Source organism: uncultured Actinobacillus sp. (genome assembly GCF_945915845.1).
Taxonomy (GTDB): domain Bacteria; phylum Pseudomonadota; class Gammaproteobacteria; order Enterobacterales; family Pasteurellaceae; genus Exercitatus.
Genome location: NZ_CAMEFX010000015.1, coordinates 17782 through 33915, shown reverse-complemented (window position 1 = coordinate 33915; position 16134 = coordinate 17782). Strand labels below are relative to the sequence as shown.

The following is a 16134-nucleotide window of genomic DNA, read 5'->3' as shown; positions in this document are numbered from 1 at the left end:
TCTTACGCTCCTTTTTGACGGCGTTCAGCCGCTTTTTTCTCTGCAGTTTCGAGTGTTTCGAATTTGGTGTGGTGATCTTCCACATCTTCTTCTACATTGGCCCCGACGGCGACATAGTGTGCAATTTCAGCAAGTGCTAAACCGCCCATTGCCACAGCCGCCACTGGTTTTAATACGTCTTTCCATAAGGTTACTGTCATATCAATGCTTGGATCTTTCGGCAAACCGGAATAGAGTTCAGGTTTATCAGCATGATGTAACACGTACATAACATGCGTACCACCTACGCCTTGTGGGTCATAAATGCCAGCATTTTGGTAACCGCGAGATTTGAGATCTGCAACGCGGGTTTCCGCATAGTGCAACATTTCTTCTTTTGAGCCAAAACGAATTGCACCTGTTGGGCAGGTTTTAACGCAAGCAGGCTCTTGACCAACATTGACGCGATCAACACAAAGGGTACATTTGTACACACGGTTATCTTCATCGTTCATTTTTGGTACATTGAACGGACAACCTGCAATACAGTAACCACAACCGATACACTTATCTGATTGGAAATCTACGATACCGTTAGCGTATTGGATGATTGCACCGGGAACCGGGCAGGCTTTTAAACAGCCTGGTTCAGAACAGTGCATACAACCGTCTTTACGGATTAACCATTCAAGGCGATCATTTTCTTCCACTTCACTGAACTTCATCACAGTCCATTGTTTCGCATTCATATCGCGAGGATTATCATAAACCCCCACGCATTCTTCTTGTGGTGCGCGTAGGTCGTTCCATTCAGAACAACCTACTTGGCAGGCTTTGCAGCCAATACAAGCAGAAACATCAATGAGTTTAGCAACTTCCACCACGTGCTTACGTGCTTGTGGTGGTGGCGTGATACTTGATGTAGCGGAGATCTTGATAATGTTTTGATCTTGTACTTCAGACATTATAGTGCCTCCGTGGTTTTCTCAATGTTCACAAGGAACGATTTATATTCAGGGGTTTGGGTATTTGCATCCCCCACGCGTCCGGTTAAACGGTTAGTTAAATGGGCTTTTCGTCCATCCGCGATGAAGCCACCATGTAATGGAATTCCCACAGTATGTACTTTTTGACCATTCACTTCGAGCGTTTTGATCCGTTTAGTGACGACCGCTTTAGTTTTAATGTAACCACGTTTTGAAGTGATTTTCACCACATCACCATGGCGAATGCCTTTTAATGCCGCTAATTCTTCACTGATTTCAACAAATGGTTCAGGTTGCGCAATCATGTTGAGATCCGCATTCTTCGTCCACCAGTGGAAATGCTCTGTTAAGCGGTAAGTGGTTGCTACATAAGGGAATTCACTTGCATCTTGAGCAAAACTATCTTTATCGTTCGCTAAGATACGTACCACAGGGTTTGAAACTACATTCGGATGAAGCGGGTTCGTACCAATTGGGGTTTCAATTGGCTCATAATGCTCAGGGAACGGACCTTCTGCCATTTTATCTAAGGCGAATAAACGGCTTACACCATCATTATTCATAATAAACGGGGTCACATTACTATTTGGCGGTGCAGTACCGAAGTCTGCGATATCAATATAGTTCCAGTTTTTACCATTCCACTTAACAAGCTGACGTTTATGATCCCAAGGTTTGCCTGATAAATCCGCTGATGCACGGTTGTAAAGCACGCGGCGGTTCATTGGCCATGCAAATGCCCAACCTAATGTATTACCTAAACCTGAAGGGTCTGAGTTATCACGGTTTTCCATTTGGTTACCTTTTGGCGTCCACTGACCGGTATAAATCCAGATTGCCGCAGAGGTCGTTCCGTCATCACGTAATTGCGCAAAGCTAGATAATAAGTCGCCTTTTTTCGCAATTAAGTTGCCGTTTGCATCATAAAGATCTTCTAACGCATAACCGTTATTTTCTTTCGCCACCTCATCTGCTTTTGGTTCAAGCGGATTTTTGTAGTTCCATGTCATGGCTTTAATGGTATCAATAGAAGGACCGCCTTCTCTTTCATACATTTCAAGCATCACTTCACGGATTTCAGAAAGAATATCTACATCCGGTTTGGCTTCTTTTGGTGCTTCAGCCGCTTTCCAGTGCCATTGCAACCAACGACCAGAATTCGCAATTGATCCATCTTCTTCAGCGAAACAGATAGTGGGTAAACGTAATACTTCCGTTTGAATATCCTCTGGTTTCACGTTGTTATATTCACCGTGATTTTGCCAGAATTCAGAAGTATCGGTTTTTAATGGATCCATTACCACTAAGAATTTTAATTTGCTTAAGGCTGAAATAATCTTGTTGGTGTTCGGATATGATGCAATCGGGTTGTAGCCCTGACAGATATAGCCGTTGATTTTACCTTGATCCATTAAGTCAATGTATTGCATATGATCCATTTTCTTCTTGTATTGTTTAGGAAGATTATGGAAACCAAATTCATTGTCTTTGGTTGCATTGTCACCATAGAAAGCTTTTAACATACTCACCATAAATTTTGGCGTGTTTTGCCAGTAGTTCGTCTGACCGTCCACCGTCGTTTTTGGTGTAATACGATTTAAGAATGCTTCTAATGAGGTGTCGGTTTCAATCGGTAACGGAATATAGCCTGGTAACATAGACGGGAACAAGCCCATATCTGTCGTACCCTGTACGTTTGAGTGACCACGCAATGCGTTGATACCGCCACCTGCCATACCGATATTCCCTAAAAGCAACTGAATCATCGCCATACAACGAATGTTTTGTGCACCCACTGTATGTTGTGTCCAACCTAAGGCATACAAAATAGTTAAGGTTTTGTTTGGTGCAGCTGTTGAAGCCACTAATTCAGCAAATTCTAAGAATGCTTTTTGTTTAGTGCCACAAATACGCTCTACCATTTCAGGTGTATAACGTTCTACGTGTTTTTTCAACAAGTTGATGACACAACGTGGATCTTGAAGCGTTAAATCACGTTTTGGTTGACCGTTTTCATCTAATTGATAAGACCAAGTTGATTTATCGTAGCTACGCGTTTCTTCGTTATAGCCGGTAAATAAGCCCTCTTCAAAACCAAAACCTTCATTAATTAAGAAAGACGCATTGGTATAGTGTTTAACATATTCATGTTGAATTTTATCGTGATCAAGTAAATATTTGATAACCCCTAATAAAAGGGTAATATCTGTACCTGAACGAATTGGAGAATAGAAATCCGCCACAGAAGCAGTACGGTTAAAGCGCGGATCAATGACCGCGAGTTTTGCACCTTTCTGTTTTTTCGCTTCGATTGCCCAGCGGAAACCCACAGGGTGAGCTTCGGCCGCATTACCGCCCATGACGACGACAACGTCAGCATTTTTAATATCAACCCAGTGGTTAGTCATGGCACCGCGACCAAATGATGGAGCAAGACTTGCTACCGTTGGTCCGTGTCAGGTACTCGCTTGGTTGTCTAAAACTAATAAACCGAATGCACGTGCGAATTTTTGGGTGATAAGCGCTGTTTCATTGCTGGCAGCAGATGCGGTTAAGAAACCTGTCGTTAACCAACGATTAACCGGCGTACCTTCAGCGTTGGTGGTTTCAAAGTTGGCATCACGGTCATCTTTTAACCATTTCGCGACTTTATGAATGGCATCATGCCAAGAAATGCGTTCCCATTTATTAGAACCGGGGGCGCGATATTCAGGATATTGAATTCGATTTGGACTGTTTACAAAGTCTAATACGCCTGCACCTTTAGGGCATAAGGCACCGCGACTGACCGGATGATCCGGGTCACCTTCAACGTGGGTAAGTTTTCCGCGTGAATTCATTGCACCATCGCCTAAGCTATACATCAGCATACCGCAGCCAACAGCACAATATGTGCAGGTTTGACGTGTTTCTTTTGCACGTAATAATTTGTATTCGCGTGGAGCCGCTAGAGCTTGGCTAGGCATTAAGCCTAACGCAGCAACAGAGGTTCCAGCCACCCCACCTGCACAGACCTTAAAGAACTTACGTCTTGTGATCTGCATAGATAATCCTTATTCCATTTGGAAAAGTGAAGTAAAAAGATTTTTATTTTTATAAAAATAACTTAATCTAGAATTTGTAGCAATTCCACACAGTTAACATAACGTCGGAGAGCCTGTCGAACAATGGTTGCTGAGCCTGTCTAACCACGGTTGGTGAGCTTATCGAACCACGGAGTGTTCGCACAAGACTAACGATTCGACACGTTCAACGGATATCCTGTACAATAGCTACTTAAAGGCTAGATTAATTGAATCTAGGATACTCATTTTTGTTTGGGAAATCTATAACCCATCCCGTTTATTTCCCAGTAAAAAGTTGATCTCGATCACATAATTGGCATTTACTTGTAACAAATTCTTAACAAGCGAAAGGGATTTTTATATTTTCTCTAAACTGATAACATTGGGAATGATTATGAGCTTATGGTATCTACATTTTATGAAAAAAACGCTCACATTTTTCACCGCGCTTTTCTTACCGTTTACAACGGTGCTAGCACAAGAACAGTTCGTTTCGCTTACGCTTTGTAGCGACCGCCTACTGGCTGAAATCGCTCGCCCTGAACAAATTGCGGCAATGTCGCCTTATTCTAAAAATCCGTTGATGATGTTGGATAAAGTCAATCAGGATAAGCCTACGCTCGAACCGCAACTCAGCCAATTACTGCCTTATTTAGACAAAACAATGTTGATTAACGAGCTGTTTTATCCGCAACTGATCGCAGAACTCAAACAGCTTGGCGTAAAAATTCTGCCGATTAACGACAGCCCACAAACACCCGAACAGCTTTTTGAATTGATTTTGCAACTAGGGAAATTGACCGATAATCAAGCCAAAGCAGAGCAACTGATTACCCAATTAAAATCGCAAAATATAAAGCTAAATCAACCGCTTACCGATACGCTGATTTTGTCGGATACAGGTGTGGTCGATACACAACAACCGAACTACCAAGCCTTATTACAACTTTTAGGTTTAACGCCATTAAAAACCGCTTTAACCCCACAAAATTTTTCGCTCGAAAAAGTGGTATTAAGTCAACCAAATATTTTAATTTCTTTGACGGATAAACAAGGCTATAACGAACAAGCAGAGCTACTTACACACCCACTTTTGCAAAATGTTTTCCAAAATCAACCGCACTTTACGCTTCCAATGAAATATACCTATTGTTTTGATCATGGTGTATGGATGGGCGCCGAATTGATTTATAAGCAATTAAAGTAAGTAATTTATTGGAAGTAAAATTTCTTCTTATACAGTATTGTACTGTATTTAAAATTTGATATGATATTGCATACAGTATCTTGGTTAAGGAATAACAATGAGTAATGCAATAAAATTATTTGAAGGAAATCAAATTCGTTCCCTATGGGATAGCGAGCAAGAAGAGTGGTATTTTAGTGTTGTTGATGTGGTTGCGGTATTAACCGAAAGTGACAAACCACGAGATTATTGGTACCGAGTTAAAAAAAGAATGAGTGATGAAGAAAAAAGTGAGTTGTCGACAATTTGTCGACAACTGAAACTGATGTCTTCTGATGGGAAAAAATACAATACAGATGTTGCTGATATGCAAGGCATTTTCCGTATCATTCAATCTATCCCAAGCCCAAAAGCCGAGCCGTTTAAATTGTGGTTGGCACAGGTTGGAAAAGAACGGATTGATGAAATTATCGACCCGGAATTAACCATTGATCGCGCCTTGGAAACCTATTTGAAAAAAGGTTATACAAGAGAATGGATCAATCAACGATTACAAGCTATTCAAGTGCGAAAAGAACTAACGGATACTTGGCTAGATCACGGCGTGAAAGAAGGGCGAGAATTTGCGATTTTAACCAATGAAATCTCAAAAGCGTGGAGCGGAATGACAACCAGAGAATATAAGGATTTCAAAGGGTTAAAAAAAGAAAATTTACGCGACAATATGTCCACCCTTGAATTAGTGCTAAATATGTTGGCGGAAGCAACCACCACCGAGCTAACACAGATTGCCAACCCACAAGGATTAGAAGAGAATAAAAAGATTGCTCAAGAAGGCGGAAGTATTGCCGGCGATACGCGAAAAGCGATTGAAAGCAAAACGGGTCAGCCCGTAATTACCCCGAAAAATGCGATCTCTTTTTCTCAGCTTATTGAAGAAGTGGCTAAAGAACGATCAAAATAATTAAATAAAACGATGAACAAAACAACCCAACTTAACACCGCACTTTTGCTCTTGCTTCTGGCTATTATTAGCCTAGCAAGTTGGTACGACCTTAACGATTTTTCAGCATTGAGATGTGCGGACGGAATTGTGACGGATATGCGACCGCTTGTGTTGTGGGATATTCGTCTGCCACGGATTTTACTTGCCGTGCTAACAGGGGCAAGTTTGGCAGTGGCTGGCAATGCAATGCAGGGGATATTTCAAAATCCGCTGGCAAGCCCTGGTTTGTTGGGGAGTGCAAACGGGGCGACAACTGCCAGTGTTTTTATTCTGTACTATTTTTCTGTCCCCTTTACCCTATTGTTGATTAGCGGTGTGCTGGGGGCGTTGTTGAGCTTTTTATTGGTCTATTTGATAGCCAAAAATCACGGTACAACAATGATGATTTTAAGCGGTTTGGCGGTCAATATGCTACTGGGTTCAGCGATTGCCTTGTTGCTGTCTAACGCTGAAAGCCCTTGGGCGTTGGCGGAACTTTACCGCTGGCTACAAGGCTCGTTGGTGTGGGCGAAATTAGATACCTTATTGATTTCATTACCGATTATCCTGTTGGGATTGTTCTGTCTTTATCAACAACGCCGTTACCTTGATTTGCTCACCTTCGGCGAAGAAACTGCAAGCACAATGGGCATAGACCCCAAACGTAGCTTTTTCATTACCACTTTGGGTGTTGCCTTATTAGTGGGGGCAACCATTCCGCAAACAGGAACCATCGGCTTTATCGGCTTAATTGCACCGCACTTGGCTCGTATTATTCTGAAAAAACGCCCATCACAGCTTTACCTTACAAGCGGTTTGATAGGGGCATTAATTTTACTGATTGCCGATCTCTGTATTTTATATTTGCCGTTCTTTTCCCATATTTATGTGGGAACGCTTACGGCAATTATCGGCGCGCCGTTTTTGATTTGGATTTTATTAACACAGCAACGGAGAATGGCAAATGATTAAACTGGAAAACGTCAGCCTGACATTCGGTTTATCCAACATCAGTTGCCATATCCCACAAGGCAAACTTATCGGCATTATGGGGGCAAACGGGGCAGGGAAATCCACCTTATTGAAAAGTATCGCAGGGATCTTACCGCTTACAAGCGGTGAGATTTGGCTCGGAAATTGCAAATTATCCGCAATGACCGCCAAACAGAAAAGCGAACAGCTTGCCTATTTTGCTCAAAATACCCAAATTCATTGGGATTTATCCGTTTATGATGTAATCGCACTGGGTTTGGCTTCGCCCACAAAAAACGAGCAAGCAAAAGTGCGGTCGGTTTCCGAACAATTTTCTATCTCTCACCTCCTTGAAAAGCCGTTCCAACAACTTTCAGGTGGCGAAAAAGCTCGAGTACAACTGGCTCGTTGTTGTATCAAACAAGCTCCATTATTGCTTGCTGACGAACCTATTGCCCCGTTAGATCCCTATTATCAAATTGATATGATGGAACAGCTTAAAGCCCTCACACCGCAGAAAACCTGTGTGGTGGCAATTCATCACTTAGATTTAGCCTACCGCTTTTGTGATGAAATTATTTTATTGGATAAAGGCAAAATCCTTGCTCACGGCGAAACACAAGCGGTGTTAAATACAGAAAATCTTGCAAGGGCGTTTGGGGTAGAAGTGAAAATTAATTTAGCACAACGGGAAATTTATGGGGTAAGGAAATTGAGAGATCTGGGATGATGTAGTGATTGCGCAAGACTGAATAACGATTGGTTCGACAGGCTCACCAACCGTCATTTCAGCTTTGTCTTATAGTGACATCATATCTGGTGAATATTGCTCGTTTTAGTGGTGATAACCTAATAACATCGCCGCACTAAATGCCAAAATTGAGAGCAAGAAAAATACCGCATTGGGGCGCGTGGTTTTACGGCTAAAATATTTGCCTGCAAAAATGGCGTAGAGTACAAAGCACAGGAATTTGGCCATCAGCCAAGTTTGCAATGAAAAACCAAAACTAAAAATGAGCGCAATCCCACTAACAAGTAATAAGGTGTCCGCTAAGTGCGGTAAAATTTTAAGGGGTTTTACTGCGCGCCAGTCTTTGCCATTGAGTTGCATCAAGCCGCGAATAATGAGTAAGGATAAGCTTAAAAATGCACCGGTGATATGTAATAAAACCAAATTTGTCATCAATTATTCCTTCCACACAATATGATATTCACGATCTTCTTCACGGTGTGAAATCAAGAACTTAGCAAAAATATCATCCATTTCATCTTGCTCATTGACTAAACCAATCCAAACCTCAGCGTATTCATCAGGATCGATGAGTACGCCGATTTCTTCATCCCAATTCTCAGCGGTTTCGACAAACTCAACCGCACCACGATCTTCAAATTGCAGATTAAACAGCATAATATCCGCAGGATCTAAGTTTTCAGGTGCCATTTCCAGGAAAATATCATAAGCCATATCAATGGCTGTATCGGGATCGAGTTTTTTCACTTCTGTCATAAAAAATCCTCAGGTAAAAGTTATTTTAATAGTTCAGTTAAATAATGTGCGATAGAGGCGTCCGCATTGGAACCAATCACTGCTTTGGCTTGCGATTTCACTTCATCTTCCGCATTGCCCATAGCCACGCCTAAGCCCACGGAAGTTAACATACTGATGTCATTATGATTATCGCCAAAGGCAATCACATGTTGCGGATCGATATCCCATTCTTTAAGCAATAACGCCAGTTTAGCCCCTTTGGTATTGCCGTTTGATGAGCAATCCACGCGATCTACCCAAGACCATTCCGCGCTAAATTCAGAAACAGGCAATTCTTTCACCGCACTTTCCATGGCTTCACGGTTTGGCGCGCTAATGACAAATTTCCAAATAATTTCATTCGGATCTTCAATCATCGGCTCAAAGCCGGCAACTTGACAAATATTCGGACGCAAAGAGTTGTCATAAGAATTTGCCCACTGCAAAAATTTTGTCATGTGCGGATTCAGTTCCGTGTAGTTCATGGCGTCACGGCTATACATCAATAAATGTGTGCCGTATTTTTTTGCCACTGCCAACACTTTGCGGCATTGTTCCGCAGAAAGTGGGTTAGTATGGCTAACTTCATCGGTGGCAGGATGATAAATATAGGTGCCGTTACAACAAATAATCGGCGTGTCCAACCCCAGTTCCGCATAATAAGGTTTAACCGCAGTATGATGGCGACCTGTCACCAAAACCACTTTCAGCCCTTTAGCACGAGCTTGCTGAATAGCTTGTTTATTGGCATCCAAAATTTGATTTTCAGGGTTGAGCAATGTGCCGTCTAAATCAAAAGCGATTACTTGATATGTCATTGTTGTCTCCTATTCTGCCGGAAAGATAAACGGATTTAACCCGCTACGGCTGAGATTTTTCTCACCCATTTCAATATCTAAGAAAAGACTGGCAAGATCGTCAGCCACAGGTTCCACATAAGGATCTTTTTCTTGGTAAACTACTTTCAAATAACTATGGCAATCTCCACAGCTTTCCGCCTTAACCGGCGCATTATCATCGTCAATTGCCCAGTAATCGAGTTCTTTTGAATGTCCACAATTCGTACATTGCGCGCGCACCATATTCCATTCCGTTTCACACAATGAACAATGCACATAGCGCAATCCTTGGCTTGAACCGAACTGAATCACGCTAGCCACAGGGGCCGAATGGCAAACCGGACAGAATTGTAAGCCTTCCGCACTTTCAATTTGCGTACCGCGTGGTAATTGTTGCGCTAATTGCAACCAATAGACAGACAATGCCGCCCAAATAAAGATCGCTTTATCACTTTCTACCTGCGTAAAATCTTGAGCCAATAAGTGATCTGCAAGTTGTTCTAGTTCATCATTGGCCGCTTTTTCAAGCCATTCGATCGTTGCTTGTACGGTTTCATTTGCCGTGGGTTTAAGTTCTGCCAAAAGTGCGGTCAAATATTCACGCCATTTTCCATCACGTTGCCATTTTTTGACATCTAATGGACGGATGCTTTCAAATTGAATGTCTTGTTTGGCTAAAGGATTTTCGGTTAATGCCACAAGCTGTGCGTCAACCACTTGAGCCGCAAAATTGAGATAATCCGCAAAAGGGTGATCTTTGGCTAAATCACGTAAACGCTTCGCACGGCGTTCATATAGGTTTTTCGGATTGGCAAAGAGTAGTGCAGGATGTTGAAATGAATTTGCCGCTTGCTTAATTTCATCTTCGGGAAGAATTCGTATCGCCATAGAGTTGGTATCCATAATAAAAAAGTCCCCCTGATTTTACCGCACTTTTCGCAAAAGGGCATTACACAATTTGGGGACATTATGGGGAATAAGGCAAAATAGCGAATAGACGGGATGTTTTTTCCGATATTATGCAGCCGTTGCACAAGACGGTCGTTGAGCCTGTCGAAACGTCCGTCTTGTGCAGTAAACGCTGAAAGGGTTTATGGTTCGGCAATTCAAGGGTTAAATATTCATTTGCTGGAATAAATTTAATTTATCCGGTACCAAATAAATCTGTTCATTCACCTGATATTGCGCATTCAAATAGGCGGCTTTGGTTAAAATCACTTCAATGGGTTGCTCGCTTTGCGCACTTTGGATTTCAATGCGAACAATAAAACCAATGGCGTTAATATGCGTGATTTTACCGACTGCGAGGGCATTTTCGCTTGAACGCGAAAGCGTTAGTTCATAGGGGCGGATATACGCCGTTGCCGATTGGTTTTCCACCGGCGTGGTGACATTCGGATGAGCGTCAATATTATGGGCAAATTCGCCAATCACCAATTTCCCTTGATCAATATGCCCATGAAACACATTCACATCGCCCACAAATTGGGTGACAAATGGGGTTTGTGGCGCATGATAGATTTCATTGGGATGATCAATTTGCTCAATTTGCCCTTGGTTCATCACCACAATGCGATCGGACACATCTAAGGCTTCATCTTGATCATGAGTCACAAAAATACTGGTCACATTCAATTCTTGGTGTAAATCACGCAGCCAACGACGCAATTCTTTACGTACTTGCGCATCCAATGCACCGAAAGGTTCGTCCAACAATAACACTTGAGGCTGAACCGCCAACGAACGAGCGAGGGCAATACGTTGACGCTGACCGCCTGAAAGTTGGTTAGGATAGCGATGAGCCAAATGTTCTAACTTCACTAATTGCAAAAGTGCGGTCACTTTTTCACAAATTTCTTCTTTGCTCGGGCGAGTTTTGCGCGGTTTTACTTGTAACCCAAATGCCACGTTATCAAATACTGTCATATTTTGGAATAAAGCATAATGCTGAAACACAAAACCCACACCGCGATCTTTAGCGGATAAATTTGTTACATCTCGCTCTTCAAACCAAATTCGACCGCTATCGGCAAACTCTAAGCCGGCAATAGTGCGCAATAAGGTGGTTTTGCCACAACCGCTTGGGCCTAAAAGTGCGGTTAATTGATTGCGGCTAAATTGTAAATTAATATTTTTTAAGGCATGGAAATGGCCAAAATGTTTTTGGAGATTTTCGATTTTAATTGACATTAGGGTTCCCCATTAAAGCTGAGTTTTTAATTTTCGCTGTTGTAACCAGCCGATAATATTTTGTAAACCAAGGGTAAAAATTGCGAGTAAGGCTAATAAACTTGCACAAGCAAAGGCCGCAATAAATTGGTATTCGTTGTAACTAATTTCTACGTAAAGGGGAATGGTATTGGTTAAGCCGCGAATATGCCCGGAGACGACACTCACCGCACCAAATTCGCCCATGGCGCGCGCATTACTTAAAATCACCCCGTAAATTAATGCCCATTTAATTTTCGGTAAAGTGACACGCCAAAATAGTGTCCAAGTACTGGCACCAAGAATTAACGCCGCTTGTTCTTCGCTGTTGCCTTGCGCCGTCATGGTTGGGATTAAGGATTTGACGATAAGGGGAAAAGTGACAAATAAGGTCACAATCACAATGCTGGGAACAGCAAAAACCACACGGAAACCTTGTTCGATTAACCATTTCCCCATCAAACCATCTAAACCAAATAACAGCAAAAACATCAAACCGACCACGACAGGCGAAATGGAAAAAGGCAAGTCTAAAAGTGCGGTTAAAATGGCTTTACCTTTGAAATTAAAATAGGCAATGGTCCAAGCCATCACCACACCAATAAACACATTGATTGGCAACACAATTAACGCCACTTTAATACTCAACCAAATAGCACTTTGCGCTTCTTCGTTGCTAATGGATTGAACAAATAACTCAATGCCTTGTTCAAGGGCGTAATAAAAAACGGTGATGAGTGGAGCCAGTAAGATCACGGCGAAAAAGAGCAAGCCAGTGCCGATTAATGTCCATTTTTGCCAACTGTTTACGTTTTTCATTATTTCACCTGCGTCATTTTTTTACTCACTTGCCATTGCAACGTGTTAATCAAGAAAATCAAAATAAAAGAAATAGAAATCATCAATAACGCCACCACAGAAGCCCCTTGAACATCGTAGAGATCCAATTTTGACATAATAATCAGCGGCGCAATTTCCGACACCAGCGGCACATTGCCCGCGATAAAAATGACGGAGCCATATTCGCCTAAGGATCGCGCAAACCCCATCCCGGCACCGCCGATAATGGCAGGTAGCAACGCAGGAATGATCACACGTGTTAGGGTGATAAATTTGCCTGCCCCTAAAATACTTGCGGCTTCTTCATAACTGGGATCAAGGTTTTGTAATACAGGCTGAATGGCACGTACAACAAAAGGTAAGCTCACAAATATTAAAGCCACAGTGATACCACTTGGTGTATAAGCAATTTGAAGTCCGATTTTTTCTAAGGCAGAACCCAATAAGCCTGTGGGCGCATAAAGAGAGGCGAGAGCAATACCAGCCACTGCAGTGGGCAGCGCGAAAGGTAGATCAATTAATGCATTCACGATATTTTTGCCCCAAAAATTGTAACGCACCAAAATCCATGCCAACAAAAAGCCAAAAATGAGATTGACGATAGTGGCGATAAAGGACATTTTGAAGGAAAGCAAAATCGAAGACATGACTCTTTCGCTTGTCACAATTGACCAAATATCCACGCCTTTTAGCTGCAATGCCGTTGCGATTAATAAGGTAAGCGGCAATATAATCATAGAAATTAACCATAATGCCGTCATAGTTAATCCGCGCTTAAAAAAGGGTAAAACTGTTCTCATAGGATTTTCAACTTCTCACATCTGTTTTAAACAGACCCTAAAACATGGGCAAAAAAATAACCGCACTTTTGGTAGAAAGCAAAGAACAAAACTTTATTTGTTATAACTAAATTGAATTTAATGAATTAAGTGAAACGTTTAAATATTCACTTTAGTTATAACAAATAAGGTTTTGTTATTTTCGGATTTGATCATTTTGATTTATAAATTGCAACACATAAATTCACGCTGCAGATGTTGTCGCAAAAGACCAAGTTATTAGAGAGGTGCAAAATGAAGAAAAGCGCGGTTATTTTTCTTGCTGTATTCGTTTTATGCGCTGCCTTCTTTATCACTCTTGGAAGTCAGTCTAACCATCAGCCTAACCAGGTCTTGCTTAATGTGGCTTATGATGTGATTCGTGATTTTTACAAAGAATATAATGCGGAATTTCGTCAAGCTTATCCGGAAGTATTAATTTCACAGTCCCACGGTGGCGCGAGTAAGCAAGCCTTAAGTGTTGCCAGCGGTTTACCTGCTGATGTGGTGACGCTGACCCAAAGCAACGATATTAATATGTTGGTGAAAAAAGGTTTAGTGGCAGAAAACTGGCAACAAGCTCTACCCAATAACGCCACGCCATTTGGTTCTGTGATGGTGTTTTTAGTCAATAAAGGCAATCCCAAAGGGATTCAAGACTGGGCGGATTTGGCACGTGATGATGTAAAAGTGATTTTTGCTAACCCAAAAACTTCTGCCAATGGTCGTTTTGCTTATTTGTCTGCGTTGGCTTATGCCCAACAACAATTTCAAGATCAAGCGCAAGTCAATGCTTTTATACAGAAAATATTGGCGAATGTGCCCATGTTGGAAGCAGGCGCGCGAGGAGCGACCATTTCATTTACTCAACGTAAATTAGGCGATGTGTTAATCGCGCCTGAAAATGAAGCCGCATTAGCAGCGAAAGCCTTGGGGAAAGAGAGTTTCGAGGTGGTGTATCCGAGTTTGACGGCTTATACGCCGGTGTTGGTGGCGGAAACCACCAATACCCAAATGAATGGAACCCACGAATTATCACAAGCCTATTTGCAAGGGCTTTGGTCTGAAAAGGCACAAGAATTAGCGGCAAAAAACTATTTTCGTCCGAGCAATCCTAAAACGTTGCAAAAATTCACCGCACTTTTTCCGCCTGTAAAGACCTTTGATGTGAATGAAACCTTTGGTGATTGGACAAAAATTAACAGGGAACATTTTGCCGATAACGCAGGATTTGATCAGCTTTATATTAAAGCGCAAGGAGCTAAAAAATGAATTACTTTCCTTTATTCGCTGATTTAAACAACCGTCCCGTGTTGGTGGTGGGCGGCGGTGCGGTGGCGGCGCGTAAAGTGAGCTTGTTGTTAAAAGCCAATGCTGAAGTGCGCATTGTGGCACAAAAATTAAATGCCGAATTAACCGCACTTTTACAGCAACAACGTATCATTTGGTTGGGAAAAACATTCCATGCCGATCAAGTGCGGTCAGTTTTTTTTGTGATTGCCGCAACCGATGATGAGCAACTGAATCATCGCGTGTTTGTGGTGGCGGAAAGCCAACAAAAATTAGTAAATGTGGTAGATGATCAAGATCATTGCAGCTTTATTTTTCCTTCGATTATTGATCGCAGTCCGATTCAAGTGGCCATTTCCAGCGGCGGTGCGGCGCCTGTGTTGGCACGTTTATTACGAGAAAAATTAGAAGCCTTATTGCCACAACATTTAGGTGCAATGGCAGAGATTTCAGGCAAATGGCGACACAAAGTGAAAAGCAAATTAAAAACCATTACGGAACGCCGCCGTTTTTGGGAAAGTTTATTTAACGGACGTTTTGCGCAACTACTAAAAAATCGCCAAATTGAGCAAGCCAAACAAGAATTAGAATTGCAGTTAAAAGCAGATTATCAAGGCGGTTCTGTGGCGTTAGTGGGCGCAGGTCCTGGAGACGCAGGGCTGTTGACTTTAAAAGGATTACAGGAAATTCAGCAGGCGGACATTGTTTTATATGATGCCTTAGTGTCCGAAGAAATTTTAGGCTTAGTGCGTCGCGATGCAGAATTGGTGTTTGTGGGCAAACGTGCGCAAGGTCAACAAGTGGCGCAAGAGGATACCAATAGTTTATTAGTGCAATACGCCCAACAAGGTAAGCGAGTAGTGCGTTTAAAAGGCGGCGATCCTTTTGTGTTTGGGCGTGGTGGCGAAGAATTGGAAGTGTTGGCAGAAAATCAAATTCCTTTTTCTGTCGTCCCTGGGATTACTGCTGCCATTGGTGCCACTGCTTATGCCGGTATTCCATTAACCCATCGCGATTATGCGCAAAGTGCGGTGTTTGTCACAGGTCATCGCAAAGCCGATGCTAGCGATATTGAATGGCAAACCTTGGCACGCAGCAATCAAACCTTGGTGATTTATATGGGGACATTAAAAGCCAAGGATATTGCAGATCGGTTACAACAATATGGCAGAGCCGCAGAAACCCCGATTGCGGTTATTTCGCAAGGCACGCAAGAAACACAAAAAACGCAGATTGGCACATTAGCTCAGCTTGCCGAGATTGCCGAAAATGCCCCAACACCGGCTTTAATTGTGGTGGGCGAAGTGGTGGCGTTACATCATAAATTAGCGTGGTTTGGCGAAGATAAATTGGCACAAAAACCACCGCACTTTACTTTAGATAGTTTGCGTGTTGCATAAGTTTTTATTAGGCAGTTTGCGTGTTGCATAAGTTTTTA

The 16134-nt window shown here is 42.3% G+C and carries 15 protein-coding genes; 6 read left to right on the top strand and 9 right to left on the bottom strand.

What is annotated here, in order from left to right; all coding sequences use genetic code 11:
• Positions 1 to 2: 2 nt before the first annotated feature.
• Positions 3 to 944 (bottom strand): formate dehydrogenase subunit beta, encoded by a 942-nt coding sequence (gene fdxH / locus Q0O89_RS05385; protein ID WP_293730654.1) that lies wholly within the window; start codon positions 942 to 944, stop codon positions 3 to 5.
• Positions 944 to 4009: a formate dehydrogenase-N subunit alpha gene (gene fdnG / locus Q0O89_RS05380; RefSeq protein ID WP_293730653.1), complete on the bottom strand. Its 3066-nt coding sequence runs from the start codon at positions 4007 to 4009 to the stop codon at positions 944 to 946. The genes fdxH and fdnG overlap by 1 nt, the downstream gene beginning before the upstream one ends.
• 439 nt (positions 4010 to 4448) lie before the next feature.
• Here fdnG and Q0O89_RS05375 point away from each other — a divergent pair, with 439 nt between their 5' ends.
• The 4 genes from Q0O89_RS05375 (at position 4449) to Q0O89_RS05360 (ending at position 7903) form a co-directional block, all read left to right on the top strand.
• Positions 4449 to 5237, top strand: coding sequence for a helical backbone metal receptor (locus Q0O89_RS05375; RefSeq protein WP_293730669.1), 789 nt, complete (start codon positions 4449 to 4451; stop codon positions 5235 to 5237).
• Between the two features lie 97 nt (positions 5238 to 5334).
• Entirely contained in the window at positions 5335 to 6180 is an 846-nt protein-coding gene (locus Q0O89_RS05370; protein WP_293730652.1) for a BRO family protein, read from the top strand.
• Between the two features lie 12 nt (positions 6181 to 6192).
• Complete coding sequence (locus tag Q0O89_RS05365; RefSeq protein ID WP_293730651.1) at positions 6193 to 7173, top strand: iron ABC transporter permease; 981 nt, start codon at positions 6193 to 6195, stop codon at positions 7171 to 7173.
• Positions 7166 to 7903: an ABC transporter ATP-binding protein gene (locus Q0O89_RS05360; protein ID WP_293730650.1), complete on the top strand. Its 738-nt coding sequence runs from the start codon at positions 7166 to 7168 to the stop codon at positions 7901 to 7903. Before Q0O89_RS05365 ends, Q0O89_RS05360 begins: the two co-directional genes overlap by 8 nt.
• Before the next feature lie 105 nt (positions 7904 to 8008).
• Here Q0O89_RS05360 and Q0O89_RS05355 read toward each other — a convergent pair whose 3' ends face one another.
• The 7 genes from Q0O89_RS05355 to cysT all read right to left on the bottom strand — a co-directional run bounded on the left by Q0O89_RS05355 (position 8009) and on the right by cysT (position 13388).
• Positions 8009 to 8356 carry a SirB2 family protein gene (locus tag Q0O89_RS05355; RefSeq protein WP_293730649.1) on the bottom strand — a complete coding sequence of 116 codons (348 nt, stop codon included), beginning with the start codon at positions 8354 to 8356 and terminating at the stop codon, positions 8009 to 8011.
• 3 nt (positions 8357 to 8359) lie between these two features.
• A complete protein-coding gene (locus Q0O89_RS05350; protein WP_273315634.1) occupies positions 8360 to 8680 on the bottom strand; it encodes an HI1450 family dsDNA-mimic protein in 321 nt (106 codons plus the stop codon).
• Positions 8681 to 8700: 20 nt separating this feature from the next.
• Complete coding sequence (locus tag Q0O89_RS05345) at positions 8701 to 9519, bottom strand: pyridoxal phosphatase (protein ID WP_293730648.1); 819 nt, start codon at positions 9517 to 9519, stop codon at positions 8701 to 8703.
• Between the two features lie 9 nt (positions 9520 to 9528).
• Positions 9529 to 10428 (bottom strand): formate dehydrogenase accessory protein FdhE, encoded by a 900-nt coding sequence (gene fdhE, locus Q0O89_RS05340; protein ID WP_135710167.1) that lies wholly within the window; start codon positions 10426 to 10428, stop codon positions 9529 to 9531.
• Positions 10429 to 10653: 225 nt separating this feature from the next.
• Positions 10654 to 11730 carry a sulfate ABC transporter ATP-binding protein gene (locus Q0O89_RS05335; RefSeq protein WP_293730647.1) on the bottom strand — a complete coding sequence of 359 codons (1077 nt, stop codon included), beginning with the start codon at positions 11728 to 11730 and terminating at the stop codon, positions 10654 to 10656.
• Between the two features lie 12 nt (positions 11731 to 11742).
• Positions 11743 to 12567: a sulfate ABC transporter permease subunit CysW gene (gene cysW, locus Q0O89_RS05330; RefSeq protein WP_293730646.1), complete on the bottom strand. Its 825-nt coding sequence runs from the start codon at positions 12565 to 12567 to the stop codon at positions 11743 to 11745.
• Positions 12567 to 13388 (bottom strand): sulfate ABC transporter permease subunit CysT, encoded by an 822-nt coding sequence (cysT, locus tag Q0O89_RS05325; RefSeq protein ID WP_293730645.1) that lies wholly within the window; start codon positions 13386 to 13388, stop codon positions 12567 to 12569. The genes cysW and cysT overlap by 1 nt, the downstream gene beginning before the upstream one ends.
• 273 nt (positions 13389 to 13661) lie before the next feature.
• Here cysT and Q0O89_RS05320 point away from each other — a divergent pair, with 273 nt between their 5' ends.
• A complete protein-coding gene (locus Q0O89_RS05320) occupies positions 13662 to 14678 on the top strand; it encodes a sulfate ABC transporter substrate-binding protein (protein ID WP_293730644.1) in 1017 nt (338 codons plus the stop codon).
• Positions 14675 to 16096, top strand: coding sequence for a siroheme synthase CysG (gene cysG / locus Q0O89_RS05315; protein ID WP_293730643.1), 1422 nt, complete (start codon positions 14675 to 14677; stop codon positions 16094 to 16096). The genes Q0O89_RS05320 and cysG overlap by 4 nt, the downstream gene beginning before the upstream one ends.
• Positions 16097 to 16134: the final 38 nt, after the last annotated feature.